The sequence below is a fragment of the Streptomonospora sp. PA3 genome (assembly GCF_009728995.1).
In the GTDB taxonomy this organism is placed as follows: Bacteria; Actinomycetota; Actinomycetes; order Streptosporangiales; family Streptosporangiaceae; genus Streptomonospora.
The window spans coordinates 126,519-152,485 of the sequence record NZ_VTZW01000006.1; the positions used below are offsets into that span (position 1 = coordinate 126,519).

Here is a 25,967-nt window from a genome sequence, read left to right on the forward strand (position 1 = left end):
GTTTTCCACAGCGTGGATTGTGCGAATCTGCCACCGGTGGCGGGCCTCCGGAGTAAAGGTGCTCCGTGCGCTCGGCGGCAAGCTGGCGCACAGCGCTTCGCGCAAACCGGCCCCATTGCCGCAACCTCGGTGGTGCCCGCCCCACGGGGATCCCGGAGAGTTCCTGATCCGGAGCGGTGCCACCAGCCCTTCCCCGGTGGCGCGTTCACCTCCAGGCGCCGCGCAGCCGGGCGGGCGGCGGTCACGGCGTGTGTCGCGTCGGTGCGATGACGTAGGGGCGCACGCGTGCGGACGCCCTCCCTCGGGCCGGGAGGTTTTCTCCCGGTAGAGGGGGCAGACGCCACTGTTCGGCCTTTGGGTTTCCGCAGAAGCCGCAGGTCTCTTCGAGATTGGGACGGGTGCACAGGCGGCATGTCCACTTGTCCGTGTTCACGGTGCGCTGCCTTCCTGAAAGGGGAAGCCGAGCGGGTAGACGCACGGATCCCATGACTGGTGGATGCGGTGGAACAGCCGGAGCCGGAAGTCGGCGAGCGGGAGTGTGCCCGTCCAGCCGCGCCGGCGGTCGTAGATCGCGCGGTGTACGAAGTACTCGATACACGTTCCGTCCGGGGCGGGGCGCCACTCCATCAGCATGGTTCCGGCTTCGACGCCGATGGCGTAGACGACGCCCGATTCGGGGATCTCCCACCATGACTGCGGGTGCTCGACCAGTTCTTCGGCGCGCTTCATGGCACCATCGGCCCCGGCTCGAAGCGGACCCACCGGACGGGCGCGGCGTGCAGTCCGCGTGAGGGCCGTATCAATCGGGAGATGAGCGCCAGGGGGTCGCGCAGCGCCACTAGAATCGGCATGTCTTCAGCTCCTTGGTAGCTGGGACCATGCCCCCGGGCGGGTGCCTTCCGCCGCGGGGGTCTTTCGCGTTTAAGGGTCCCCCGCACGCGGTGAACCTTCCATGATCGCTACGCAATTGGGTCTTTTTAGAGAATCCGTAGACGCACTGGCGACAGGCAGATCATCATGTGAATATGGTCGAGCGCGTACACGAAGAATGGCTGCCTTGGGCTGCCGCCTTGAAGCAGCACCGCGAATCAGCTGGGATGACGCAGTCCCAGTTAGCCCGAGCGGCGAACATGAGTCGGCAAGTTGTCAGCAAATATGAAATGGCGACAAGGGCTCCGAAATCGGACATAGCAAGCAAGTTTGATGGGCTCTTGTCTACAGGCGGCGCCCTATGGCAGCTCTGGCAGGACATGAACCATGCCGCCGAGATCCCCGAGGAGTGGCGGGACTTCATCAAGCTGGAGCGGGCGGCAAACGAGATTTGGGAGTATCAGCCGCTGCTCATCCCCGGGCTTCTGCAATGTGAGACCTACATACGCTGGGTCATGCGCCGAGAGCGCGGCAATCGCGACGCTCTGGAGCAAAGCGTCAAGGTGAGGGCGGAACGGATCCGCAACCTGAGGCCGGGCGCTATCCTGCGGGTGATCATGGACGAGGGGGTCCTGCGCCGAGTCGCCGGAGACGAACACGTCATGCGAGAGCAGTTGGACCATGTGCTGTCGCTCGCAGAGTCCAGCGCTGTCGTGCCTCTGGTGCTGCCCACGTACGCCCCGTGGCGTCCGGCAATCGCCGGAGCCTTCCGGATCATGACGCTAGAGGGCGGTAGGCAGGTTGTGCATGCTGATCACGCGCGCGGCCAAGCCGTCATACAGAGACCCAGCGAGGTCACCGAAATGGTCGGCGTCTTCGGGGAACTGTGTTCCGAGTCCCTGTCTCAGTCGGATTCGATCCAACTGATTGAACGCATAAGGAAAGAAACCAATGAATGACTGGCACAAGAGCAGCTACAGCGGAGCGAAGGACCCGAACTGCGTCGAGGTCGCCGAAGGCCCCCAGACTCTCGTCCGGGACACCCGGCACCGGGACCTCGGGTACCTCGCCTTCCCCGCTGACGAATGGCAGGCCTTCGTCGACGGCTTGAGAACCGGCGACCTCTGAGCGGCGCCGCCGCTTCCCCCGACAAGCCGTTCCTCCGACGACACGAACGGGCGGGGAGGGACCGGTCCCTCCCCGCCCCCTTCGCTGGGTTCACCGGCCGGGTCGGTCTGTCTGTGCTGTCGGGACTATCCCCAGATCAGCGCCGACGTCTTGGGGTCCTCCAGCATCGCGCCGACGTCGCGCAGGACCTTGGAGCCCAGTTCGCCGTCGACCAGCCTGTGGTCGAAGGACAGCGACAGGGTCGTCACCTTGCGCACCGTCAACTCGCCCTTGTGCACCCAGGGCATGTCGCGGATCTGGCCGAACGCCAGGATCGCGGCCTCGCCCGGGTTGATGATGGGCGTCCCCGCGTCGACCCCGAACACCCCCACGTTGGTGATGGTGATCGTGCCGCCGCTGAGGTCGGCCGGGGTGGCGCCGCCCGCGCGGGCGGTCTCGGTGAGAGCCTGCAGCTCCCGCGCCAGGTCCGGCAGCGGCTTGGTGTGCGCGTCCTTGATGTTGGGCACCACCAGCCCGCGGTCGGTCGCCGCGGCGATCCCCAGGTTGACGTAGTGCTTGCGCACGATCTCCTGGCGCTCGTCGTCCCAGGAGGCGTTCACCTCGGGGTGGCGCCGCACGGCCGTCAGCAGGGCGCGCGCCACCAGCAGCAGCGGCGAGACCTTGACGTCGGCGAACTCCGGCCGCTCGCGCAGCTTGGCGACGGTCTTCACCGTCTTCGTGACGTCCACCTGCAGGAACTCGGTGACGTGCGGCGCGCTGAAGGCGCTGCGCACCATGGCCGCCGCCGTGTGCTTGCGCACGCCCTTGACGGGGATGCGCTCCTCGCGCACCCCCGGCTCGGCGGCGGTGGAGGGCGCCCCTTCGGCGGCGGGCGCCGCCGCCGGTGCGGCCTCCTGCTCGGGCTGCGCCGCCGGTGCCGCGGGCGCGGCCGTACCGGCCGCCTCGCCCGCGCCGCGCCGGACGTCGTCGCGGGTGACGACCCCGCCCGGCCCCGTCGGAGTGACCGCGGCGAGGTCGACGCCGAGGTCCTTGGCGAGCTTGCGCACCGGCGGCTTGGCCAGCGCACGCGCCGGGGCTCCGTTGCCCGCCGGGGCGGCGGGACCGCCGCTGTGAGCGCCGGCATCGCCCAGAGCGCTCGCCGCGCTCGGCGCCGCTTGCGTGTCCTGCCCGGCGGGCGCAGCCCGGCCGTTGCTCTCGCCGGCGGCGGCCGGTTGCGCGGGCGCGCCGTGGCGGTTGCGCCGCGGGCGCCGGGTGGTGGACGCGGCGCGCTCGCCGTAGCCGACCAGCGGCTTCTCCCGCTCCTCGGTCTCCTCGTTGCCCGCCGCGGACCCGCCGGACTCCTCGCCCTCCGCACCGCCGCCGGTGTCGACGGTGATGATGGGCGTGCCGACGTCGACCGTCGTCCCGGCCTCCACCAGCAGCTCGCGGACCGTGCCCGCATACGGGCTCGGCAGCTCCACGGCCGCCTTGGCGGTCTCGACCTCGCAGATCATCTGGTTGACCTGCACTTCGTCGCCCGGCTGGACGTACCACTGCAGCAGTTCGGCGTCGACCAGCCCTTCGCCGACGTCGGGCAGCCGGAACTCCTGCACACCGGACTGTTGGGTGCTCACCTGGTTCACCTTCGCTCTCCCGCCCCCTCTAGTACGCGAATGCGCGGTCGACGCCGTCGAGGATCCGATCGAGGTCGGGCAGGTAGTGCTCCTCCAGGCGGGACTGCGGGTAGGGGGTGTCGAAGGCGCCGACCCGGATGACCGGCGACTCCAGGTGGTAGAAGCACGACTCGGTGATACGCGCGGCGATCTCGCCGCCGACGCCGCCGCTGACGGGCGCCTCGTGGGCGATCACCAGCCGGCCGGTGCGGCGCACCGACTCCTCCACGGTGGGATAGTCCACCGGCGAGATGGACCGCAGGTCGATGACCTCGATGGAGTGGTCGGTATCGGCCTCGGCCGCCTGCAGGGCGGTCTTGACCATGGGCCCGTAGGCCAGCAGCGTGAGGTCGCCGCCCGGCCGGGCCACCCGCGCCGACCTCATCGGCATGGCCGACTCCAGCGACGCGCCGGTGTCCACGTCGGCCTTGTCGTAGTAGCGCCGCTTGGGCTCGAAGAACACCACGGGATCCTGGGAGGCGATCGCCTGCTGGATCATCCAGTAGGCGTCGACGGCGTTGGCCACGGTGACCACCCGCAGGCCCGCGGTGTGGGCGAAGTAGGCCTCGGGCGACTCGCTGTGGTGCTCCACGGCGCCGATGCCGCCGCCGTAGGGGATGCGCAGCACGACCGGCACGCTCAGGGCGCCCGCGGAGCGGCGGCGCATCTTGGCGAGCTGGGTGAAGGTCTGGTTGGTGGCCGGGAAGAAGAAGCCGTCGAACTGGATCTCGCAGACCGGGCGGTAGCCGCGCAGGGCCAGCCCGATGGCGGTGCCGACGATGCCCGACTCCGCCAGCGGCGTGTCGATGACGCGGTCGCCGCCGAAGTCCTTGTGCAGCTGGTCGGTCACGCGGAACACGCCGCCGAGGCGGCCCACGTCCTCGCCCATGACCAGGACCTTGGGGTCGGCCTCCATGGCCCGGCGCAGTCCGGCGTTGATCGCCTTTCCGATCGTGAGGTTGACGCTCATGGTCACCGCCCTCCCTCGGCGCCGGCGTCTTCGAACGACGCCAGGTAGTCGGCGAACTCGGCCCGCTGCAGGTCGAGCTGGGTGTTGGGTTCGGCGTAGACCTCGTGGAAGATGTCCAGGGGGTCGGGGTCGGGCAGCGACCGGCATTCGGTGCGCAGCCGCTCGCCCAGGCGGTCGGCCTCGGTCTCGACCTCGGTGAAGAAGTCGTCGCCGGCGATCCCCCGGGCCTGGATGTGGGCGCGCAGCCGCAGGATCGGGTCCTTGGCCTTCCACTCCTCCAGTTCGGCGGCCACCCGGTAGCGGGTGGGGTCGTCGTTGGTGGTGTGGGCGCCCATGCGGTAGGTGAACGCCTCGATGAGCATCGGCCCCTGGCCTTCGCGTGCCTGCTGCATGGCCTTGCGAGTGACCGCGAGGGAGGCGAAGACGTCGTTGCCGTCGATGCGTACGCCGGGGAATCCGAATCCGGCGGCGCGCCGGTAGAGCGGCACCCGCGCCTGGCGCTCGGGGGGCTCGGAGATGGCCCACTGGTTGTTCTGGCAGAAGAACACCACGGGGGCGTTGTTGACCGCGGCGAAGTTGAACGCCTCGCTGGTGTCGCCCTGGCTGGTGGCGCCGTCGCCGAAGTAGACGATGACCGCCGAGCCGTCCTCGCCGGTGGCTCCGTCGCGCTGGACGCCCATGGCGTAGCCGGTGGCGTGCAGGGTCTGGCTGCCGATGACGATGGTGTAGAGATGCAGCCCGTGCTGTGCGGGATCCCAGCCGCCGTTGCTCACTCCGCGGAACATGCTCAGCAGTTCCTTGGGGGCGACGCCGCGCACCCAGGCCACGCCGTGCTCGCGGTAGGAGGGGAAGGCCATGTCGTGGGGCCGCAGGGCGCGCGCCGAGCCGATCTGGGCGGCCTCCTGGCCCAGCAGCGAGGCCCACAGGCCCAGTTCGCCCTGGCGCTGCAGGGCGACCGCCTCGGTGTCGACGCGGCGGACCAGGACGAGGTCGCGGTAGAGTCCGCGGATCTCCTCGGCGCTGATCTCCAGCGGGTAGTCGGGGTGGTCGCGCAGCTCTCCGTCGGGTGTCAAGAGCTGGACGAGCTCGGGTTCTCCATGCGCGGTGTTGTCCGACACCTGTCGCTCCTCGGGTTCTCGGGGCCGATTTCGCGGGGTACCACTACGTCGGCCGGATCTCTGCCGCTTACCCGGGGTAACGGGTTCAAGCGGACAGCCCTACCGACATCGTGACAGAACTCACCGCTGGCCGCGCAAGGGCCCAGCGCCGACTTTCATCCGCCGCTCCATCATGGCCCACGAGCGGGAAACCGCAACTAGCAGGTCCTCCTAGCAATAGCAAGGCCGTCCGAAGAAAAAGTCGGACGGCCGAGGACCGCGGCGCGGAGCCCGCCGCGGGCGGTATGACGGTGCAACGGGGAATGGTTACGGAGAGTGCCGGGTCGGGCGGCGCCGGGTCAGGGAAGCCGCCCGGGCCCAAGCGCGGAACCGGATGCGGGCGGCGTCGCGCCCGGGGGCGGCCGCTGCCGAGGGCGGCCGCGCGGGGCGCCCGGGGACGCGGCCCGCCGGAGAGCGCGGGGCGCGCGGAATCAGGCCGCGGCGCGGAACCCGCGGTCCTTGGCGTAGTCGGCCAGGTGTTCGCGCAGCTGGCGGCGCGCCCGGTGCAACCGCGACATCACGGTGCCCAGCGGCGTGCCCATGCGCGCAGCCACCTCCTTGTAGGTGAAGCCCTCGACGTCGATGAGGTAGACGACGAGGCGGAACTCCTCGGGGAGTTCGGCCAGCGCGTGCCGGATGGCGGAGTCGGGCAGGCGCTCCAGCACCTCCGACTCGGCCGAGCGCGACCCCGTGGAGGTGTGCGCGTCGGCGGCGGCCAACTGCCAGTCCTTGATCTCGTCGGTGGTGTCCTGGCGGGGCTCGCGCTGCTTCTTGCGGTAGCCGTTGATGAACGTGTTGGTCAGGATCCGGTACAGCCATGCGCGCAGGTTGGTGCCCGCGCGGAACTGGTGGAAGTTGGCGAACGCCTTGGTGAAGGTCTCCTGCACCAGGTCCTCCGCGTCGGCGGAGTTGCGCGTCATGCGCAGCGCGGCCGGGTACAGCTGGTCGGCGTACGGGGTGACGGCGGTCGCGAAGTCGATCGATTCGCCGGTCCGGGCGTTTCCGGTGGACTCGTCGGCTCCGCTCATACGCTCCAGATCGAGTGTGGTCGTCAAATCTCCCCCTTGGGACGACCGGCTTTGCTACTGACTTGGTAGACGCAGGGAAGTGCGTCCGGTGATGACGCCGGTCCGGGTGATCCGTGTCACGGGAATGCCGAATGCGTGTGTACGGCGACCCAAAACGCGGTAATGGGCTCGCGCGGAACGTCGTCGTTGACGGTCGCGCCGGGTGCCACAGCGGCCAGGGGTGTGGAGGTGGTTTCCCGCGGGCCTGCGGGGCGCTTTGAGGCGCCGCCTTCCCTCCGGCCCGCTGTGGCCCTGCTTTCCCGCAGGCCTGCTGTTTCGAGGGTGGTGGCGGGCGAGGCGATGGCACTGCGTCCCCTTCCAGGATAGACGCCGCCGGAGCGGACCCGCACGGCACTCCGTCGTGCCGTACGCTTTCTCCTGCCTCCGCACCGCTACCCGCGGGGGCGCATCCTTCGACACCTTCGCACCGCTGCTTTTGCGAACCCGAACCGCCGATCCCAGTGGAGGAGCCCGTGGCCCGCGTCGTGGTTGACGTCATGCTCAAGCCGGAGATCCTGGACCCCCAGGGCCAGGCCATCGCCGGCGCCTGCGAGCGTCTGGGCTTCTCGGGGATCCGCGGGGTCCGCCAGGGCAAGCGCTTCGAGGTCGAGGTCGAGGGCGAGGCCGACGACGCCGCGCTGGCCGAGGTCCGGCGCATGGCCGAGACCCTGCTGGCCAATCCGGTCATCGAGGACTTCTCCGTGCGTGTGGAATAGGACACGTCGCGCCGCCACGCCGAAGGTGACCCGAATTGGGCCGGCGGTGCTGCCCAGCATTGCTCGCGCTGCGGAATTGCCACGTCACCTGCCGCATCCGGCCAACTCGCGCCAATGTCCGTTTCGCATGGCGCCCCTCGGGAAGGCTCAACAATGTGCCTACCGGTCGTGAGGGCTTGCGATGGAAGTGAAATTCTCGATTGCGCTCCCCCGACAGGCGTACACCGTCGCCGTGATGCGCGACTTCCTCGGCGAGGCGCTGCGCACCACCGGAGTCTGCGCCGAATGCCGCTTCCCGATTCTCCTCGCCGCCTCCGAGGCGTGCGCCAATGCCGTCGACCACGGCGCCGCATCCGCCGGATACCGCGTCGAAGTCCACATCCGCTCGGATATGTGCGTCGTTGAGGTGGCGCACATAGGGCCGGGATTCAATCTGGACCGGGTGCCCCTGCCAGACCTCGAAGCGGAGTCGGGCAGGGGCATTCTTCTGATGCGCCAGATCATGGACGACGTGTCCCTCGCCTCCGACCGCGACGGCACCACGCGGCTCCGGTTGGGCAAGCGCTTCGACGAGTGCAGCCCCGGCCCGCCCGAGCCCGGCCGGTGGAGCCTGCTGGAGCCTGTGCTGCGCTGACCCGCGCGCCGGGACCAGCAGGTAACCTCGAACGCGACAGGCGCCGGCAGCCGACCCGGCCGCCCGGCGCCCGGCTCCCACCGAACGACACCGGAGAGTGCCCATGACAGCCCGTGTGGGCGTCGTCACCTTCCCCGGCTCCCTGGACGACAGGGACGCCGCACGCGCCGTCCGCCTCGCCGGCGCCGATCCCGTCCCGCTCTGGCACGACGACCCCGACCTCAAGGGCGTCGACGCGGTCGTCCTGCCCGGCGGGTTCTCCTACGGCGACTACCTGCGCTGCGGCGCCATCGCCCGCTTCGCCCCGGTCATGAACGAGCTGGTGCCCGCCGCCCGCTCGGGGACGCTGCCGGTCCTGGGCATCTGCAACGGGTTCCAGATCCTGTGCGAGAGCCACCTGCTGCCCGGCGCGCTGACCCGCAACCGGTCGCTGCGGTTCGTCAACCGCGAGCAGGCGGTGCGGGTGGAGTCCACCGCCACCGCCTGGACCAACCGCTACACCGAGGGCGAGGAAATCCGCATCGTCCTCAAGAGCGGCGAGGGCAACTTCGTCGCCGACGACGCCACTCTGGACGAGCTGGAGCGCTCGGGCCGCGTGGTCGTCCGCTACGTGGGCGAGGCTCCCAACGGCGCCCGGCGGGGCATCGCCGGCATCAGCAACGAGCACGGCAACGTGGTCGGCCTGATGCCCCACCCCGAGCACGCCGTCGAGGAGCTGACCGGCCCCTCGACCCACGGGCTGGACTTCTTCACCTCCCTCCTCGCGCACCTGGCCGACACCAGCCCCGCGGCGGCGGCCGCGACCGGCTGACGACCGCTGCGACTCACCGGGGGACGCTATGCGCATGATGGACCTGCTGCGGTCGCGGATGACCATGGTCGTCCTCGCGGCCGTGGTGACCGTGGCGCTCGTCGCGACAGGGGCCATCGGCCTGTTCGACGCCCTCAGCTCGCCCGATTCCGGCCGGGCCGCCGACGGGCGGCCGCCGGGCACCGCCGCCTCGCCGGTGGCGGCGCCGAAGCTGGAATCGCTGGGCAAGGCCCCCCAGGGCGCCTCCTACACCGACTTCGGGCAGCAGTGCCCCGATGTGGAGTGCGTGCGCATCGTCGGCGTGTCCGTCGCGGACGGCGGCGAGGAGCAGGACTCCGACAAGGCCAGCAAGGCCGCGATCGACAAGGTCTTCAACCACCTGCTGGACAAGGGGTGGGCGCGGGTGCTGCCCAACAGCGAGGCCGACCCCAAGGAGGTCCCGCTGGGCGAGAGCTATCTCACCGACGGGCAGGTGCTGATCACGGCCACCCCGGTCAACGCCCCCGACGCCAGCGCGGGACTGATGCTGATGCACGCCCAGCGGCCGGGCTCCTCCTGACCCGCCGCGTGCCCGCGGCCGCCCGCCCCGAACCGCAACCGCCCCGCCGAGCAAGTCCGAACGGAAACGACACCGCATGCCCGAGCACCCCAAGCTGGACACCGTCGCCGCCGCGGCGCACACTCCGGACACCCCCCAGCCCTACGCCGAACTGGGCGTGGCCGACGACGAGTACGCGCGCATCCGCGGCATCCTGGGCCGCCGCCCCACCGCCGCCGAGCTCGCGATCTACTCGGTGATGTGGAGCGAGCACTGCTCCTACAAGAGCTCCAAGGTGCACCTGCGCCAGTTCGGCGAGAAGGCCCCGCGCAGCGACGCGCTGCTGGTGGGCATGGGCGAGAACGCCGGTGTGGTCGACGTCGGCGACGGCTGCGCGGTGACCTTCAAGATCGAGTCGCACAACCACCCCTCCTACGTCGAGCCGCACCAGGGCGCGGCGACGGGCGTGGGCGGCATCGTCCGCGACATCCTGACCATGGGCGCCCGGCCGGTGGCGGTGATGGACGCGCTGCGCTTCGGCCCGCTGGAGGCGCCCGACACCCGCCGCGTGCTGCCGGGAGTGGTCTCGGGCATCTCCTTCTACGGCAACTGCCTCGGCCTGCCCAACATCGGCGGCGAGCTGGGCTTCGGCGCGGGGTATGCGGGAAATCCGCTGGTCAACGCGCTGTGCGTGGGCGTGATGCGCCACGAGGACATCCAGCTCGCCCAGGCCCCCGGCCCCGGCAACAAGGTGGTGCTGTTCGGCGCCACCACCGGGCCCGACGGCATCGGCGGCGCGTCGGTGCTGGCCAGCGCCACCTTCGACGACTCCAGCCACGCCAAGCGGCCCAGCGTCCAGGTGGGCGATCCGTTCCTGGAGAAGCTGCTCATCGAGTGCAGCCTCGAACTGTTCCGCGACGGCCTGGTCGTGGGCATCCAGGACCTGGGCGCGGCCGGGGTCTCCTGCGCAACCACCGAGCTGGCCGCCGGCGGCACCGGCGGCATGCGCATCGAACTGGACCGGGTGCCGCTGCGCGACTCCACGCTCACTCCGGAGGAGATCCTGATGAGCGAGTCGCAGGAGCGCATGATGGCGGTGGTGGAGCCGGGAAGCCTTGAGGCGTTCATGGCCACCTGCCGCAAGTGGAACATCCCCGCCAGCGTCATCGGCGAGGTCACCGACGTCACGCCCGAGGAGGCCGAGCGCGGCGGGCGGCTGGTCATGACCTGGCACGGCGAGACCGTGGTGGACCTGCCTCCGCGCACGGCCTCCGACGAGGGCCCGGTCTACGAGCGCCCCTACGCCCGCCCCGAGGACCAGGACGCGCTGCAGGCCGACACCCCCGACCGGCTGGAGCGCCCCGGCGACGACGAGGAGCTGCGGCGGCAGGTGCTGGCGGTGCTGGGCGCCCCCGGGATCTGCGCCCCCTCCTGGGTCACCGAGCAGTACGACAGCTACGTCATGGGCGACACCGTGCTCTCCGCGCCGCACGACGCGGGCATGATCCGGGTGGGCGAGGACGGCACCCGCGGCGTCGCGCTGGCCACCGACGGCAACGGCCGCTACACGCGGCTGGACCCCTACGCCGGCACCCAGGCGGCCTTCGCCGAGGCCTACCGCAACGTCGCCGCCGCGGGCGCGCGCCCGCTGGCGGTCACCAACTGCCTGAACTTCGGCTCGCCGGAGGACCCCGGAGTGATGTGGCAGTTCGCCGAGTCCACCCGGGGCCTGGCCGACGCCTGCCTGGAGATGGGCACCCCGGTCACCGGCGGCAACGTCAGCTTCTACAACCAGACCGGGGCCGCCGCCATCCACCCCACTCCGGTGATCGGCGTGCTCGGGGTGATCGACGACGTGCACGCCCGGCTGACCACCGCGTTCCCGCGGCAGTCCGAGGGGGCGCGCGTGGTGCTGCTGGGCAGCACCCGCGAGGAGCTGGGCGGTTCGGTGTGGGCCGAGACCGTCCACGGCCACCTGGGCGGGCTGCCGCCGCGGGTTGACCTGGCGGCCGAGGCGGCGCTGGCCCGCCTGCTGGCGGCGGCGGCCGACGAGCGGCTGCTGGCCGGTGCCCACGACCTCTCCGACGGCGGGCTCGCGGTGGCGCTGGCGGAGTCGGCGCTGCGCGGCGGAGTCGGCTGCTCGGTGCACGTCGAGGACCCGTTCACGGCGCTGTTCAGCGAGTCCGGCGCGCGGGCGATCGTGGTGGTGGAGCCGGAGGAGGAGCAGTCCTTCGCCCGGCTGTGCGACGAGCACGGCGTACCCGCCGCGGAGATCGGCACGATCGGCGGCACGGCGCTCACCGTCACCTTCCCCGACGGCGGGTTCAGCATCAGCCTGGACGACCTTCGCGAGGCCCACACGGCCACCCTGCCCGCCGTGCTCGACGCGGAGTAGCCCTTACACAGCCCGATGCGGTCGACGCGCCGCGCCGAGGGGCCCCCGGGAACCGCGCGGAGCACCGGGCGATCCCCCGGGGGCGCCTCGGCGGCGCAGGGCCTAGGTCTTCCGGCCTAACCGTCGAGGTCGCGGCGGCTGTATCCGTACAGGCCGAGGGCGGCCAGGGCGGCGGCGAGCGCGGCGAGCGCGAGCACGGGCCCCGGCGCGAAGCCCTCCAGCGGCATCCGCGGGATGTGGTTGAACGGCGAGACCGCCATCAGCCACCCCGGCCAGTGCAGGCTCTCACCCCAGAACCTCGCGATGCAGCCGAAGCCGAGCACGGCCCAAGCGGCCCATCCCCACCGCGGCGCGAACCCGTACAGCGCTGCTGCCAGGCCAGCCAGGAGCAGCGGTTCGGGGGCGCGGGCGAGCGACGCGGCGAGCAGTTCGCCGACGAGAGCGCCGTCGCCGATGGCGAGGGCGGCGCCGGCGCCCGTCGCCAGGCCGGTCAGCGCCAGCAGTCCGACGGAGCCGGAGGCGGCCGTCGCGAGGAAGGCCGCGAACCAGGCGGAGCGCCCCACCGGGCGCGCCAGTACCGGCGCGGCCCGGCCGCGCACCTCCTCCGTGCGCAGCCTGCCCGCGGAGAGGATCGTGAACGCGCCCACGATCACGGTCATGAACACCGCCATGAGGCTCAGGTAGGCCAGCGCCGGGTCCTCGCCGCCGCCGATGATCGCTTCGGCCATCCCCTGCCGCATCGCACCGGCCAGGCTGCCCCAGACGAAACCGACCACGACCATGCCGGCCGCCCACCACAGCAGGGACGCGCGCTGCAGCCGCAGGGCCAGCGCGAACGGCGACCGCAGCCGCGGCCCGGCCGACGTGGGGCCCGGGCGCTGGGCCATCAGCCTCGCGCCGAGGTCCCGGCGTGCCGACAGCGCATAGCCGCCGGCCGCCGCAGCAGCGGCCAGCCCCAGCGAAAGGGCGAGCGGCCACCAGCGCTCGTCGGCCAGCACCCGGGTGAGCTGCGCCCATCCCAGCGGCGAAAGCCAGGTCCAGGGCCCGCCCTCGACCGCCTGCGCGGCTCCGGCGGCGCGCAGGGTCCACGCCGCGGCGAGGGCCAGCGCCGCAAGACCGGCCGCCCCCTTGGTGTGCTCGGTCAGCTGCACGGTGAACGCGGTGATGCCCGCGAAGACGAGTCCGGTCGCGGCGGTTCCGGCCCCGAACAGCAGGGCGCTGCTCGCGGGGAAGCCCAGGCCCGCCATCGCGCCCGCCATCAGCAGGCCGAGCACAGCGTCGGCGGCGAGGGCCAGCACGAGCGCGGCGGTGAGCGGGGCGTGGCGGCCGATGACGCCCGCGCGGACCAGTTCGGCCCGGCCGGTCTGCTCCTCACCGCGGGTGTGGCGGGTGACGAGCAGGATGTTCATCAGCGCGGCGCCGAGCAGGAACTCGATGGTGTAGGTGAGGAACGCCCGCTGCAGGGTGATCTCGTCGAAACCGAACAGCGGGCCCGTGAAGACCAGCACCATCGGGCTGTCCACCAGGCCGGCGAAGGCCCGCATGCCGCCCGGCTGCGAACCGGAGACCGACAGCACGGTGTAGAAGTAGGGCACGAACACCGCGATGCCGGTGATCCACAGGGGCAGTTTGAGGCGGTCCCTGCGCAGGGCGAGCCCGAGCAGGGCCGCGGTGCCGGTCAGCGGGCCGTCGCCGGCGGTGGCGGGCGCCGTGCCGCCGCGAGCGGGTGCGATGGTGCTCATGCCGCGTCCCCGTCTCCGTAGTGGCGGAGCATCAGCTCCTCGAGTGTGGGCGGGTGGCTGGTGAGCGCCTGGATGCCGAACCCGCCGAGGTGCTTGATCGCGCCGTCGAGGTGCTCGCTGTCCACGGTGAAGCGCACGTGACGCCCGTCGGCCTCCGCGTCGCGGACGCCGGGCAGGGTGTCGATGCCGGTGGCAGGGGTGGCGGTGGCGGCTTCGACGGTGGTGCGCGTCAGGTGCCGCAGCTCGGACAGGGTCCCCGACTGCACGACGGCGCCCTTGCGGATGATGCTGATCCGGTCGGCGAGCTTCTCGACCTGGGCGAGGATGTGGCTGGAGAGCAGGACCGTCTGCCCGGCCGCCTTGGCCTCGCCGACGACCTCCTGGAACACCGCCTCCATGAGCGGATCGAGCCCGGAGGTGGGCTCGTCCAGCACCAGCAGGTCGGCACCGGAGGACAGCGCGGCGACGAGGGCGACCTTCTGCCGGTTCCCCTTGGAGTAGGTGCGGCCCTTCTTGGCCGTGTCCAGCTCGAAGCGCCGGACCAGCTCGTCGCGCCGGGCGCGGTCCTGCCCGCCGTGCAGCCGGCCGAGCAGGTCGATGGCTTCGCCGCCGGTGAGATTGGGCCACAGCTCCACATCGCCGGGCACATAGGCGAGTCGGCGGTGCAGCGCCACGGCGTCGCTCCACGCGTCGCGGCCCAGAACCGCGGCGCGCCCGCTGTCGGCGCGCATCAGGCCGAGCAGGATCCGGATGGTGGTGGACTTCCCCGCGCCGTTGGGGCCGAGAAAGCCGTGGACCTCGCCGTGCGCGACGGTCAGGTCGAGGCCGTCCAGAGCCCGCGTGGTGCGGAATGTCTTGACGAGCCCGCGGACTTCGATGGCGGGTGCGGTCACGGGTTCCTCCGGTAGCGGGTTTCGCGCAGGACGGCCAGGAGGTAGTCCTCGACCTCCTGGGCGGGGGTGTCGTCCGGCCGGGTCAGCAGGTGGGTCACGACCGCGCCGGTCAGGATCTCCTGGACGACGTCGAGGTCGGTGTCGGCGGGGAACCGTCCGCGGTCCCGCTCCCGGGTGAGCACCGCGCGGATCCACCGGTTCCGCGGCTCGATGCTCACCTTCGCGAACGTCTCCGCCAGCTCGGGATGGCCGTGCAGCTCCGTCATGAGGCGGCGGACGAGGCGCCGTCCGCGGCCGGCGCCGGGCCCGCCGAGGGCCTGCGCCCACCAGGAGAGGAGCTGGTCGACGTCCTCGGGTTCGGGGAGCTCGTCGGGCACGACGTCGTAGCCCTGGTGGATCGCCGCGATGAGCAGTTCGGTCCTGTTGGCGTAGCGCCGGTAGACGGTCGCCCGCGTGACGCCCGCGCGCTGCGCGACCTGCTCGATGCTGGTCGCCTCGATGCCGCGGTCGATGATCAGGTCCAGGGCCGCGCCGAGGATCGCCGCGTCGGCCTCCGCGCTGCGGGGGCGCCCCGGCGCTCGGGATGTGCGCGCCATGCTCACCACCCGCTCCGCGGGTGATCGGGCCGATATCGCATCCAGGGGGCCGCCATGTCGCCTCGCTTCGCCGGTGTCTGTGCCGCTCCGCGCTGGAGCGACTCCGTAACAATACAGTACAGTACTGTATTTTAATAGCGAACAAGAAAAAGCGGCACACGGCATGACCGGTGCGCCGCTACCGCCCCGCCGCCGCGGCGAATCGGCCCGTGCCGACGCCCCGAAACCACGGCGGCGCCGGGAGACCCGCGGGAGGATCCCCTTCCGCAGAGCTCGCCGGCGGGCCGCCGGCGGGCGCGGCGCGGGCGCCCGCCCGGCTCGGGCGGGCTCAGCTCCGGTCGGTCCCGGTGCCGCCCTGGCCTTCCGTGCTCTCCCCGGCTCCCTCGGGAGTCTCGCCTCGGGACATGCGGCGGTCCTCGGGCAGCTCGCCCTCGGAGTCGACGGCCGCGGGGTCGGTGGCCGGCGCGCCGTCGTCGGTGACGATGGGCTCGGGCTCGTGGTCCTCCTCGGCGCGAGTGGGCTTGTTGCCCTTCAGCATGCCCTGGATCTCGCCTTCGAGCTCGTCGTCGAGCTTGGGGCTGTGCTTGCTGCTGCCGCGTTCCATCGGGCCCTCCTCTGCGGCTCGTGTGCACGTGTCCGCAAGGCACGCGCCTACCCGCCGCCGCAACAGGGCAAACGGCCCCGCACGCGGCGCCCGCGACGAGGGGGATCGGCGGGTTTCGCCTGCGGTAAAGAGTGGCGCCGGCTCCGCATGCGCCCGGACCCATCGGGCAGTGGCGCTGGCAGGACGCGCCGGCCACGCCGGGCGCGCCCGCGTTGCAAGCGACCGCACAGCAGCGTCGGGAGGTGAGGACGGGCCGTTCGGCTGCGGCCCAGCCATCATGGATCTGCGTTTTCTGGAACCGCTTTATCGTGCGCCCGGTCCGGTCGCATCGGTCTACATGGACACCACCCGAACCTCTGAGAACGCGGCGCACGAGATCGATCTGCGCTGGCGCGGGCTGCGTGACGAGCTCGCGCGGAACGGAGCCGACGAGGCGACGCTCAAGGCGCTCGACTCCGCCGCGGGGGGCGTCAACGGCATCCCCGGCCCGCAGGGCGAGGCGCTGTTCGCCGCCGGCGGCGAGCTGATCGCCGCCTACACCCTCTCCGGTCCGCCGCCGCGCGACCGGGCGTCGGTACTGCCGGTGCCCGACCCCGTCGAGCTGGTCTGCGACCTCGACGACGGGCTGCCCTACGTCGTGGTGGCCGTCGACCGGGAGGGCGCCGACGTCTACGCCTACCCCGCCTACGGCAACCTGTCCGAGGAGCGCCACACCAGCGGGGCGACCCTGCACATCAACAAGGTGCCCAGCGGCGGCTGGCGGCAGAAGCACCACCAGCGCCACACCGAGGAGGTGTGGTTCGCCAACGCCGCCGAGGTCGCCCAGGACGTCGAGGAGGCGGTCAAGAACGTGCAGGCCGCCGCCGTGTTCGTCGGCGGCGACGAGCGAGCGCTGGGCAAGGTGCGCCAGCACCTCAGCCACCGCACGGGCGAGATGCTCATCGAGATCTCCGGCGGCAGCCGCGCCGACCCCGACGCCATCGCCGAACTGCGCAAGTCGGTGGAGGAGGGGCTGCGCCGGACCGCGGTCGCGCTGCGGTCGGGGCTGATGGAGGACTTCCGCCAGGACCTCAACCGCGAGGGGCGGGCCGTGCAGGGCCTGTACGCCACGTGCGACGCGCTGCGTTCGGGCCAGGTCGAGCGGCTGCTGATGGCCGGCGACCGCTCGAACGAGCCCACGCTGTGGGCGTCGTCGTCGGATCCGCTGGAGGTCGCCGAGGACCGCGCCCGGATGACCGATCCGGCCGAGGCGTTCGAGGCCCCCGCAAGCTCCCTGCTGCTGCGCGCCGCCCAGGCGACCAGCGCCTCGTTCACCCGCCTGCCGGAGCCCGGCGACGCCCAGGAGGGCGTGGGCGCGTTCCTGCGGTTCTCGGCGGCGCCCTGACCCGGCGGCCCCGGCCGCCGGGCCGCGGGCGGCCGCTACGCTGAGCGCCGACGATGCGAAGGAACCGCGACGCGAAGCGCCCCCGCCGGACGAGGCGCCGAGGCAGCCTGAAGGGGCCGATCGGCAGCCTTGAGCGCCCCGCCAGCCCCCTGCTGTTCCGGCTGGTGCTGGCGGTGTTCGGGCTAGTGGTGCTGATCGCGGGCGCGGTGCTGGCCGCACTCGTGCTGGACTCGGCGCCGCTGACGGTGATCCTGGCCGCGGGCGCGATGGCCGCGGGGCTGAACGTCTTCTGGGTGAGCCGGCGCCGGCGCTACGAACGCTGAGCCCGGGACCGGCCGCGCCGGTCCCGGGCTCAGCGTGTTCAGGGCGCCGCCCGCGCGGCGCAGGGCCGCATCAGTCGAACCAGCGCTGGGGCTCGGGCGCCAGGTTGCGGTAGATGTGCTTGGCCTCGCGGTATTCGTCCAGCCCCGCGTGGCCGAGTTCGCGGCCGACGCCGGAGCGCTTGAACCCGCCCCACTCGGCGCCGGGCACATAGGGGCCGAAGTCGTTGATCCACACGGTGCCGTGGCGCAGCCCGGCGGCCACGCGCTCGCCGCGCCCGACGTCATCGGTCCACACGGCCCCGGAGAGGCCGTAGTCGGTTTCGTTGCCGATGGCGATGGCCTCGTCTTCGGTGCGGAAGGTCTCGACCGTGACCACGGGTCCGAAGACCTCGGTCTGGACGATGTCCATGTCGCCGCGGCAGCCGGTGAAGACGGTGGGGCGGTAGAAGAAGCCGTTCGCCAGCTCGGGCTCGTCGGGGCGGCGGCCGCCGGCGGCCAGCGTGGCGCCCTCCTCGATGCCGCGGGCGACGGCGGCCTCGACCTTGGCGCGGTGCTCGGCCGAGACCAGCGGACCGCACTGCACGCCCTCGTGCCGACCGCAGCCCAGGCGCACCCGTTCGGCGCGGCGGCAGAGCTCGGCGACGAACTCGTCGTGGATGTCCTCGTGCACGACCAGGCGGGCGCCGGCCGAGCAGACCTGGCCGGAGTGGAAGAACGCCGCGATCATGGCGTAGTCCACGGCGGTGTCCAGGTCCACGTCGGGGAAGACGATGTTGGGGTTCTTGCCGCCCAGCTCCAAGGCGACCTTCTTCACCGTGGCGGCCGCGGCGGCCATGATCCGCTGCCCGGTGGCCAGCCCGCCGGTGAAGGAGACGAGGTCGACGTCGCGGTGCTCGACCAGGGCGGCACCCACCTCGGCGCCCGTGCCCAGGACCAGGTTGGCCACCCCCGCGGGCACGCCGGCCTCGGCGCACAGCTCGAATAGCTTGCAGGTGGTGACCGGGGTGATCTCACTGGGTTTGACCACCATGGTGTTCCCGGCGGCGATGGCGGGGGCCATCTTCCAGGAGAGCTGGAGCAGCGGGTAGTTCCAGGGGGTGATCATCGCGCAGACGCCGACGGGCTCGTAGACGACCCGGCTGAAGACGCCCTCGGAGGATGCGACCACGCGGCCGGCGTCCTTGTCGGCCAGGCCGGCGTAGTAGCGGAACACCGCGGTGACGTCGTCGACGTCGATGCCGCCCTCTTCCAGGGTCTTGCCGGTGTCCAGGGACTCCATCAGCGCGATCTCGGCGCGGTCGCGCTGGAGCAGGTCGGCGATGCGGCCGAGGATCGCGCCGCGCTCGGCGGCGGGCCGGCGGGACCACTCGCCGCGGTCGAAGGCCGCGCGGGCGGCGGCGATCGCCGCCTCGGCGTCGGCGGCGGCGCCTTCGCTGACCACGGTCAGCACGGAGGCGTCGTAGGGATCGAGCACGTCGCGGGTGCCGCCTTGGGCGGCGGCGCGCCAGGCGCCGTCGATGTGGTTGCTCGTCGGGTCGGCCGTGCCGGGCGCCGCCAGGTACGGCTTGTCCGGGAGCCGAAGATCAGGTCCAGTCACAGGACCCTCCTCCCCAGGTCGCTCGGCCGCAAACGGCCGCTGCGTGTTCTCTGCAGGTCTGGACACCAACCGCTAGACCATAACTGACCTGGACAAACATCAGAAATCGCGACACAGTTTCGTGACGCGTCCCACGCGCCCGCGCATGGGCGCGTCCCGCCCTCCAGGCCCCTTCGCCAGTCGGGCCTCTCGGGTCCGAGCCGCGCCCCCGCGGACCGGCCGCCCTCTGGACAGGACCACCCCGCGTCGGGTTAACGTAGATAAGGCATACCTAACAGGATGCCGCGCCATCACCGCCGACCCGGCCCCCGCCCGGAGACTGCCGAGGACCCATGCTGCTGGAGCAACAGCGCCGAGACGTGTGCCTGACCGCCCGCCGGCTCGCCGATTCCGGCCTGGCCCGCCACGACGGAGGCAGCGTCAGCGTCCGCAGCGGATCCCTGATCGCGGTGACCCCGGCGGGCGTTCCGCTGGAGAAGGTCGAACCCGCCGACTGCCCCGTGCTGTCGATCGAGGCCGGAGTGCTGGAGGGCCGCCGCGAGCCCGCCGCCGAGACCACGCTGCACACCGCCGCCTACCGCAGCACCGACGCGGGCGCCGTCGTGCAGGCCTACGGAGACCACGCCGCCGTGGTCTCCGCGGCACTGGCCGAGCTTCCGCCGATCCACCACAGCGCCGCTCGCCTGGGCGGTGCGGTACCGGTCGCCGACTACGCCACCTACGGCACGGGGCAGCTGGCGGACCACCTGGTCAAGGCCCTCAAGGGCAAGCGCGCCGCGCTGCTGGCCAACCACGGCGGGCTGGCCGTCGGCGCGGGTCCCGACGACGCCTTCGAGCACGCGCGGCTGCTGGAGTGGCTGTGCGGGGTCTACGTCCGCGCCCGCAGCCTCGGGCAGCCGCGGGTGCTCTCCGAGGACGAGCTCACCGAGGTCCGCGCGCGAGGCGCCTACGCCTGGGCCGGCCCCGACATCCTGTGAGGCGCGCTCACTGCGGTCCCGTGAGCGACGCGGCGGCGGCCAGGCCGATCAGCAGGGCCCCCAGGCCGGCGGCCAGCGACGCCGCGACGTTGGCGAAGGCGAGGAAGCGCTCCCGCTTGCGCAGCAGCGCGACGGTCTCGTAGCCGAACGTCGAGTACGTCGACAGGGCGCCGAGCAGCCCTGTCGCCACCAGCGCCCGTGCCCAGTCGGGCAGCGCGAACCCGCTGACCACGCCCAGCAGCAAACAGGCCGTGGCGTTGGCGGCGTGGGTGCCCCACGGGAACTTGGAGTCGTGGCGCTGCTGGACGAACCTGTCGGTGAGGTAGCGCAGCGGGGCGCCGATCGCGGCGCCCAGCGCGGCGAGCAGGACCGTCACGGCGCCCCCGCCTCCCCGGCGCCGCCCCGGCCGCCTTCCTCCGGGCGCCTGCGACAGGCACCGAGCAGCCGCTCCGTCAGCGCGACGCCGGCCCATACCGCGGCCAGGCCGCCCACCAGCGTGGCCGCGATGTAGCCGAGCGCCCCGGCGGGCGCCCCGGCCTCCAGCAGCCCCCGTACATCACCCACATGGGCGGAGAACGTGGTGTAGCCGCCGAGGACGCCGACACCCGCGAAGGGCCGCAGCAGCCGCGACGGCCCGGATCCGCTGCCCACGCGGACCACCGCGGTCATCAGCACGCCGATCAGCAGGCAGCCGGACAGGTTCGCCGCCAGCGTCGGCCACGGGACGCCGCCCGGCTCGTGGGGCAGCACCAGCCCGAGGGCGCTGCGGGCCGCCCCGCCGATCGCCCCGCCCGCCGCGACCGCGCCCAGCACCGCCCAGGGCGCGTCGCGCAGCTCGGTCCGCTGGCGGGGGAGGTGCAGGTCGATGTCGGGGTCGACGATTCCGGGCTGCCGCCGTCCGGAACCGCCGGAGGAATCGGGTCGTTCGGGCACGCCTCCAGTCCTACCAGCGGCGCCTCCGCCGGCCGCTCGCGGCGTCCGGCCGGCGGTCAATGCGCCAGGTGCTCGGTGAGCAGCTCGTTGACCCGGTCGGCGCGCTCGATGCCGGCCAGGTGGGCCGCTCCCGAGACCAGCTCCAGTCGGGCGCCCGGCAGGCCGCGGGCCAGGCGGCGGCCGTGCCCGGGCGGCAGCAGGGGGTCGTGCGCGGAGGCGATCACGAGCGCCGGCGCCCGCACGCGGGCGAGCAGGCTGCGCTGATCGAGCCCGGCGACGGCGGTGCACCAGCCCGCGAACCCCGCCGCAGCGACTCCGGCGAACTCCTCGGCCAGCCGCTTGACCACGTCCGGGCGGTACTCGCTGAAACCCGGCGTGAACCAGCACCGGGTGGCCTCGTCGACGACCGCGGCCATGCCTTCCCCGCGGGCGACGGCGGCCAGGCCCTGCCACGTCCCGCTGCGCGGCACGGCCGCCGTGCTCACCACATACCCCAGCCGCGCCACCCGCTCGGGCAGGGCGGCCGCGAGCCAGGTCGCCAGCATGCCGCCGAGGCCCGCGCCCACGATCGACAGCCGCTCCAGGCCGCATTCGTCGATCAGCGCGATGACGTCGGCGCCGAGATCGTCCATGGAGTAATCCCCTGCGGGCGCCGGCGAGGAGCCGTGGCCGCGGTGGTTGACGCGCAGGACGCGCAGTTCCCGGGTCAGCTCGGGCATCTGGGGCTCCCACACCGTCCACTTCGCGCCCGGCGGGGCCAGCAGCAGCACCGCGGGGGCGTGCCGGGGTCCGTCGAAGCGGTAGTGGAGGGGAACGACGGCCATGCGCGACCTCCTGGTTCTCCAGTTGGCAAGCGTAGCGGCCGCACCGGCCCCACCGGGGGTTTCCCGGCCATTCGATGGCCGCCGCCGTACCCCGCCCGGCCGGCGGTTGCTACCTCCCCCGGCTGAGGAACAGGTTGACGGTCGCGCCGCCGGGCAGCTCCGCTCCCGGGCGCGGGTTGGTCGCGGCGACCCGGCCCTTGGGCACGTCCGCGGGCACGGTCACCTCGCCGACGCGGGGCTCGAACCCCGCCTCCTCTACGGCGCGCACCGCCTCCTCGCGGGGACTGCCGACGACATCGGGCATCTCGCCGCCGGACTCCTCGCCGCCCCGGTGGGCGCGGGTCGCGTTCTCGCCGCCTTGGAACCGCTCGGGCGGTCGGGGGAACTCCCCCTCCGGCGTTCCCTCGACCGCCCTGCGCATCGTGTCCTGCCAGATGGGGCCCGGAATGGTCCCTCCGTAGACGGTGGGGTAGGTCGTGCCGCCGATGGTCACGTCGCGCAGCGGGTGCTGCGCCGCACCGCGCGGGTCGCCCAGCGCCACCGCGCCGGCCAGCCCGGGGGTGAACCCGGCGAACCAGGCGGCCGCCGCGTTGTCGGTGGTGCCGGTCTTGCCCGCGGCCGGGCGGCCGATCCCCAGCGACTGCGCGGTGCCGCCCGACTTGAACGGCTGGCGCAGCAGGTGGCTCGCCGCGTCGGCCACGCCCTGCGGCAGGACGCGCGAGCAGACCGGCGCGAGGCGGTCGGTGCCTGCACCGTCGGAGATCGCGGTGATCGGCCGCGGCTCGCAGCGCACTCCGCGGGCGGCGAAGACCGCATACGCCGAGGCCAGCGTCAGCGGGGAGACCTCCTGATCGCCCAGAGTGAACGAGTTCCACTGGCCCAGCGACGCGCCGTCGGCGCGGTGGACGCCCAGCGCGCGCGCCGTCTCGACGGTGTCGCACAGGCCCACCCGCTTCTGCAGCTTGGCGAAGTAGGTGTTGACCGAGTGGCGGGTGCCCGAGAGCATGTCGTGCTCGCCGGAGGTGCTGTCGCCGTGGTTGCGCACAGGCCAGTCCTCCCGCTTCTCGCCCGAGCAGCTCTTCATCCCCTCCACGGTGGTGGAGCGCGGGGCGTCGAAGGACGTACCGAAGCCCATGCCCTCCGTCAGCGCCGCGGTCGCGGTGAACGCCTTGAAGGTGGAGCCGGCCTGGAACCCGGCGGATCCGCCCATGTCGGCGTCGACGGCGAAGTTGACCGCGCTCTGGCCGCGCTTGTCGGGGTCGACCCCGAACTCGCGGTTCTGCGCCATGGCGCGCACTCCCCCGGTGTCGGGGTCGACGAGCACGCTCACCGCGACCTTGCCGGAGGCGTCGGTGGCGGGGACGTGCTTCTCCACGGCGCGCCGGGCGGCCTTCTGCATGCTCAGATCCAGCGTGCTGTGGAGGGTCAGGCCGCCGCGCCGCAGCCATTCCTCGCCGCCGGCGCCGCCGCCCAGGCCGGCCTCGGCTTCGAGCCAGGCGAGCGCGTAGGAGCAGAAGAAGGGGCTGTCGCTGGAGTGGCAGCCCTCGGGGGCGGCGGGCGGGGAAGGTTCCAGGCCCAGGTCCTTGCGCTTGGCGGCCCGCGCCTGCTCCCGGGTGACGGCGCCGGTGCCCACCATGCTCTCCAACACCGTGTCGCGCCGGTCGCGCGCGGCGTCGGGCCGCCGGATCGGGTCGAAGAGCGCGGGCCCCTTGACCAGGCCCGCGAGCAGCGCCGCCTGCCGCAGCGAGAGCTCCTGCGCGGGTTTGGAGAAGTAGCGCTGCGCGGCCGCCTCGACCCCGTAGACGCTGTTGCCGAAATAGGAGATGTTCAGGTAGCCCTCCAGGATCTCCCGTTTGGACATGCGCTGCTCGGCGCCCAGGGCGTAGCGCAGCTCGCGCACCTTGCGGCCGATCGACACCTCTCGGGCCTCGGCCGCCTCCTTCTCGCTGTCGGCCGACTCCACGAGCACGTTCTTCACGTACTGCTGGGTGATGGTGGAGCCGCCCTGCAGATCGCCCTGGGCGGTGCGCACGGCGGCGCGGAAGACGGAGCGGAAGTCCAGGCCGCCGTGCTCGTAGAACCGCCGGTCCTCGATCGCGACGACCGCGTCGACCATCACCGGCGCGATGTCCTTCAGGGGGACGGGCTCGCGCCGCCTGTCGGCGATCTCGGCGACCGTCTCGCCGTCGACGTCGACGATGCGCGTGGGCTGGGCGGGGCGCAGCCGGTGGATGTCGTCGGGCAGGGAGAGGAACCCGGTGGCGCCGTCGCGCACGGCCAGCGCGAGCCCGCCGAGCGGCGGCAGCAGGAGCAGGGCGACGAGGAGGCCCGCGAGCGCCGAAAGATAGGACATCCGCACAGCGGATGACAGTGCGGAAGGGTGTCTGCGCGGGACGCGCTTGCGGGCGGGTCTGTGCGGGCGGGCCGGTCTGTGCGGGCGGGAACGTTTCATCGCGTTGCGTCCTCGGTCCGGGTGCCGCTTTCGCGGTGCCGCCGTCGTGCTGCCGGCGGCGGCACGCCTAACCGCGAATCTAGGCCCGCACCACCCAATCCCCGGTCAAACCGCCGCCAGCAGCGCCTATGGATTCGCGTGCGGACACCGGGGACCGCGGTCCGGCCGCCCGCCTCTGCGAGCGGGCATGCGGGAAACACTGCGAGCGAGGAGGGAAGACGGCGCCCCAAAGCACCCCGCAGGCCCGCGGAAAACACTGCCGATAGCGGATCGCCTCAGGGCGGAAACGCTCGCTTCCGCGCCTGTGCGGGCCGCAGGCTGGAGTCGACCGGGCGACGTGGTGGCCACCGCAGGACTCCCGATCTTTGACCGACATCGAGGAGGAGACGTGCTCTCGACACTTCCGTCGGCGCTTCCCCGGCTGTCAGCCGAGGCCGCCGCCGCGCCGTTCGACGACCAGATCGCCAACCGCCTGCTGCACAGCCGCATGGTCGTGCTGGGCACCCAGGTCGACGAGGACAGCGGCAACCGCATCTGCTCGCAGCTGCTGCTGCTCTCCGAGGACGACCCCAAGCGCGACATCACCCTGCTCATCAACAGCCCCGGCGGCTCGGTGTTCGCGGGCATGGCCGTCTACGACACGATGCGCTTCATCCCCAACGACGTGGCCACGCTGGTCATGGGCTTCGCCGGGAGCATGGGCCAGTTCCTGCTGTGCACGGGGGCCGCCGGCAAGCGCTACAGCCTGCCCAATGCCCGCGTCATGATGCACCAGCCCTCCGGCGGCCTGGGCGGCACCGCGGCCGACATCGCCATCCAGGCCGAGAACCTCGCCTACACCAAGAAGACCCTCCAGGAGATCACCGCCCGGCACACCGGCCGGACGGTGGAGCAGATCGCCGAGGATCAGCGCCGCGACGCCTGGTTCACCGCCGAGCAGGCCAGGGAGTACGGCTTCATCGACCACGTGGTGGAGAGCATCGGCGACCTGGGCGGCGACACCGCCCGCCGTTTCGGGTTCGGCGCGGTGCACCCGGGCATCGCCGAGGCCGGCCGCTCGGAAGCGGGGGAGGGGCGGAAATGAGCCAGTACACGGTTCCCGTGGTGGTGGAGCGCACCCCCGGCGGCGAGCGGTCCTACGACGTCTTCAGCAGGCTCCTCTCCGAGCGGATCATCTTCCTGGGCACGCCGATCGACGACGGGGTCGCCAATGTGACCATGGCCCAGCTGCTCCACCTCGACCACGAGAACAGCGAGCGCGACATCAACCTCTACATCAACTCCCCCGGCGGCTCCGCCTCGGCGCTGACCGCCGTCTACGACACGATGCGGTTCGTGCGCGCCGACGTGGCGACGGTGTGCATGGGTCAGGCGGCCTCGGGTGCGGCGGTGCTGCTCGCGGCGGGGGCTCCGGGCAAGCGCATGGCGCTGAGGCATTCGCGGGTGCTGCTGCACCAGCCGTCCAGCGAGGGCCAGGGCGAGGCCGCCGACCTGGAGATCCAGGCCGCGGAGGTGCTGCGGATACGCGCCGAGATCGAGGAGATCCTGTCGCTGCACACCGGCCAGAGCGTGGAGCGGCTGCGCGAGGACACCGACCGCGACAAGATCTTCACCGCTTCGGCCGCGAAGGAGTACGGCCTGGTCGATCACGTGATCACCAGAGCGCCCGGCAGGGCCGCCGCCGCAGAGGCCGCCTGAGGCCGG

At 72.5% G+C, this 25,967-nt stretch carries 27 protein-coding genes; 12 read left to right on the plus strand and 15 right to left on the minus strand.

Translation table 11 applies throughout. The features are described 5' to 3' along the window. Positions 1–429: 429 nt before the first annotated feature. Positions 430–729, minus strand: coding sequence for a hypothetical protein (locus tag FZ103_RS04390; protein ID WP_155999008.1), 300 nt, complete (start codon positions 727–729; stop codon positions 430–432). Next, positions 726–851 (minus strand): hypothetical protein, encoded by a 126-nt coding sequence (locus FZ103_RS25305; protein WP_255429751.1) that lies wholly within the window; start codon positions 849–851, stop codon positions 726–728. The genes FZ103_RS04390 and FZ103_RS25305 overlap by 4 nt, the downstream gene beginning before the upstream one ends. A 174-nt stretch (positions 852–1,025) precedes the next feature. Between FZ103_RS25305 and FZ103_RS04395 the strand changes: the two genes are divergently transcribed. Beyond that, positions 1,026–1,829 (plus strand): helix-turn-helix transcriptional regulator, encoded by an 804-nt coding sequence (locus tag FZ103_RS04395; protein ID WP_155999009.1) that lies wholly within the window; start codon positions 1,026–1,028, stop codon positions 1,827–1,829. Then, on the plus strand, positions 1,822–1,998 hold the full coding sequence (locus tag FZ103_RS04400) for a DUF397 domain-containing protein (RefSeq protein WP_155999010.1): 177 nt from the start codon (positions 1,822–1,824) through the stop codon (positions 1,996–1,998). The genes FZ103_RS04395 and FZ103_RS04400 overlap by 8 nt, the downstream gene beginning before the upstream one ends. Before the next feature lie 125 nt (positions 1,999–2,123). On the opposite strand, the gene FZ103_RS04405 is transcribed toward FZ103_RS04400, so the two are convergent. From FZ103_RS04405 to FZ103_RS04420, 4 genes are all read right to left on the minus strand, one after another. Continuing rightward, positions 2,124–3,611 (minus strand): dihydrolipoamide acetyltransferase family protein, encoded by a 1,488-nt coding sequence (locus FZ103_RS04405; protein ID WP_186355799.1) that lies wholly within the window; start codon positions 3,609–3,611, stop codon positions 2,124–2,126. A 28-nt stretch (positions 3,612–3,639) separates the two neighbouring features. After that, on the minus strand, positions 3,640–4,620 hold the full coding sequence (locus tag FZ103_RS04410; protein WP_155999011.1) for an alpha-ketoacid dehydrogenase subunit beta: 981 nt from the start codon (positions 4,618–4,620) through the stop codon (positions 3,640–3,642). A 2-nt stretch (positions 4,621–4,622) separates the two neighbouring features. After that, positions 4,623–5,738, minus strand: a complete 1,116-nt coding sequence (gene pdhA, locus FZ103_RS04415; RefSeq protein ID WP_186355800.1) for a pyruvate dehydrogenase (acetyl-transferring) E1 component subunit alpha — start codon at positions 5,736–5,738, stop codon at positions 4,623–4,625. A 470-nt stretch (positions 5,739–6,208) separates the two neighbouring features. After that, complete coding sequence (locus FZ103_RS04420) at positions 6,209–6,805, minus strand: sigma-70 family RNA polymerase sigma factor (RefSeq protein WP_155999076.1); 597 nt, start codon at positions 6,803–6,805, stop codon at positions 6,209–6,211. A 512-nt stretch (positions 6,806–7,317) separates the two neighbouring features. Here FZ103_RS04420 and purS point away from each other — a divergent pair. The 5 genes from purS (at position 7,318) to purL (ending at position 11,938) form a co-directional block, all read left to right on the plus strand. Continuing rightward, positions 7,318–7,560 (plus strand): phosphoribosylformylglycinamidine synthase subunit PurS, encoded by a 243-nt coding sequence (purS, locus tag FZ103_RS04425; RefSeq protein ID WP_186355801.1) that lies wholly within the window; start codon positions 7,318–7,320, stop codon positions 7,558–7,560. Positions 7,561–7,741: 181 nt separating this feature from the next. Next, positions 7,742–8,194: an ATP-binding protein gene (locus FZ103_RS04430; RefSeq protein ID WP_155999012.1), complete on the plus strand. Its 453-nt coding sequence runs from the start codon at positions 7,742–7,744 to the stop codon at positions 8,192–8,194. A gap of 103 nt (positions 8,195–8,297) precedes the next feature. Next, complete coding sequence (gene purQ, locus FZ103_RS04435) at positions 8,298–9,005, plus strand: phosphoribosylformylglycinamidine synthase subunit PurQ (protein WP_155999013.1); 708 nt, start codon at positions 8,298–8,300, stop codon at positions 9,003–9,005. Positions 9,006–9,039: 34 nt separating this feature from the next. Further along, positions 9,040–9,564, plus strand: a complete 525-nt coding sequence (locus tag FZ103_RS04440; protein WP_155999014.1) for a hypothetical protein — start codon at positions 9,040–9,042, stop codon at positions 9,562–9,564. Positions 9,565–9,640: 76 nt separating this feature from the next. Next, the gene (gene purL, locus FZ103_RS04445; RefSeq protein ID WP_155999015.1) at positions 9,641–11,938 is read left to right on the plus strand and encodes a phosphoribosylformylglycinamidine synthase subunit PurL; all 2,298 of its coding nucleotides are present in this window, start codon (positions 9,641–9,643) and stop codon (positions 11,936–11,938) included. A gap of 116 nt (positions 11,939–12,054) precedes the next feature. On the opposite strand, the gene FZ103_RS04450 is transcribed toward purL, so the two are convergent. The 4 genes from FZ103_RS04450 to FZ103_RS04465 all read right to left on the minus strand — a co-directional run bounded on the left by FZ103_RS04450 (position 12,055) and on the right by FZ103_RS04465 (position 15,773). Next, positions 12,055–13,680 carry an ABC transporter permease gene (locus FZ103_RS04450; protein ID WP_155999016.1) on the minus strand — a complete coding sequence of 542 codons (1,626 nt, stop codon included), beginning with the start codon at positions 13,678–13,680 and terminating at the stop codon, positions 12,055–12,057. Continuing rightward, on the minus strand, positions 13,677–14,573 hold the full coding sequence (locus FZ103_RS04455; RefSeq protein ID WP_186355803.1) for an ABC transporter ATP-binding protein: 897 nt from the start codon (positions 14,571–14,573) through the stop codon (positions 13,677–13,679). The genes FZ103_RS04450 and FZ103_RS04455 overlap by 4 nt, the downstream gene beginning before the upstream one ends. Beyond that, positions 14,570–15,169 (minus strand): TetR/AcrR family transcriptional regulator, encoded by a 600-nt coding sequence (locus FZ103_RS04460; protein ID WP_186355804.1) that lies wholly within the window; start codon positions 15,167–15,169, stop codon positions 14,570–14,572. The genes FZ103_RS04455 and FZ103_RS04460 overlap by 4 nt, the downstream gene beginning before the upstream one ends. 328 nt (positions 15,170–15,497) lie before the next feature. Then, positions 15,498–15,773: a hypothetical protein gene (locus tag FZ103_RS04465; protein ID WP_155999018.1), complete on the minus strand. Its 276-nt coding sequence runs from the start codon at positions 15,771–15,773 to the stop codon at positions 15,498–15,500. 337 nt (positions 15,774–16,110) lie between these two features. On the opposite strand from FZ103_RS04465, the gene FZ103_RS04470 reads away from it, so the two are divergent. Both FZ103_RS04470 and FZ103_RS04475 read left to right on the plus strand, forming a co-directional pair. Beyond that, the gene (locus tag FZ103_RS04470) at positions 16,111–17,157 is read left to right on the plus strand and encodes a Vms1/Ankzf1 family peptidyl-tRNA hydrolase (protein WP_155999019.1); all 1,047 of its coding nucleotides are present in this window, start codon (positions 16,111–16,113) and stop codon (positions 17,155–17,157) included. 53 nt (positions 17,158–17,210) lie between these two features. Next, entirely contained in the window at positions 17,211–17,480 is a 270-nt protein-coding gene (locus FZ103_RS04475) for a hypothetical protein (protein WP_155999020.1), read from the plus strand. 70 nt (positions 17,481–17,550) lie between these two features. On the opposite strand, the gene FZ103_RS04480 is transcribed toward FZ103_RS04475, so the two are convergent. Next, entirely contained in the window at positions 17,551–19,038 is a 1,488-nt protein-coding gene (locus FZ103_RS04480; protein ID WP_155999082.1) for an aldehyde dehydrogenase family protein, read from the minus strand. A 371-nt stretch (positions 19,039–19,409) separates the two neighbouring features. Between FZ103_RS04480 and FZ103_RS04485 the strand changes: the two genes are divergently transcribed. Next, positions 19,410–20,054 (plus strand): class II aldolase/adducin family protein, encoded by a 645-nt coding sequence (locus FZ103_RS04485; protein ID WP_155999021.1) that lies wholly within the window; start codon positions 19,410–19,412, stop codon positions 20,052–20,054. Between the two features lie 7 nt (positions 20,055–20,061). Here the strand turns inward: FZ103_RS04485 and FZ103_RS04490 are convergent, their stop codons facing one another. The 4 genes from FZ103_RS04490 to FZ103_RS04505 all read right to left on the minus strand — a co-directional run bounded on the left by FZ103_RS04490 (position 20,062) and on the right by FZ103_RS04505 (position 24,164). Continuing rightward, positions 20,062–20,430 (minus strand): CrcB family protein, encoded by a 369-nt coding sequence (locus FZ103_RS04490; RefSeq protein ID WP_186355807.1) that lies wholly within the window; start codon positions 20,428–20,430, stop codon positions 20,062–20,064. After that, positions 20,427–20,987 (minus strand): CrcB family protein, encoded by a 561-nt coding sequence (locus FZ103_RS04495; protein WP_186355808.1) that lies wholly within the window; start codon positions 20,985–20,987, stop codon positions 20,427–20,429. The genes FZ103_RS04490 and FZ103_RS04495 overlap by 4 nt, the downstream gene beginning before the upstream one ends. A gap of 56 nt (positions 20,988–21,043) precedes the next feature. Next, a complete protein-coding gene (locus tag FZ103_RS04500) occupies positions 21,044–21,811 on the minus strand; it encodes an alpha/beta fold hydrolase (RefSeq protein WP_155999024.1) in 768 nt (255 codons plus the stop codon). 109 nt (positions 21,812–21,920) lie between these two features. Beyond that, positions 21,921–24,164: a penicillin-binding protein gene (locus tag FZ103_RS04505; protein WP_255429752.1), complete on the minus strand. Its 2,244-nt coding sequence runs from the start codon at positions 24,162–24,164 to the stop codon at positions 21,921–21,923. Between the two features lie 487 nt (positions 24,165–24,651). Here FZ103_RS04505 and FZ103_RS04510 point away from each other — a divergent pair, with 487 nt between their 5' ends. After that, positions 24,652–25,347: an ATP-dependent Clp protease proteolytic subunit gene (locus FZ103_RS04510; RefSeq protein ID WP_343233371.1), complete on the plus strand. Its 696-nt coding sequence runs from the start codon at positions 24,652–24,654 to the stop codon at positions 25,345–25,347. Then, positions 25,344–25,961, plus strand: coding sequence for an ATP-dependent Clp protease proteolytic subunit (locus tag FZ103_RS04515; protein WP_155999026.1), 618 nt, complete (start codon positions 25,344–25,346; stop codon positions 25,959–25,961). The genes FZ103_RS04510 and FZ103_RS04515 overlap by 4 nt, the downstream gene beginning before the upstream one ends. Positions 25,962–25,967: the final 6 nt, after the last annotated feature.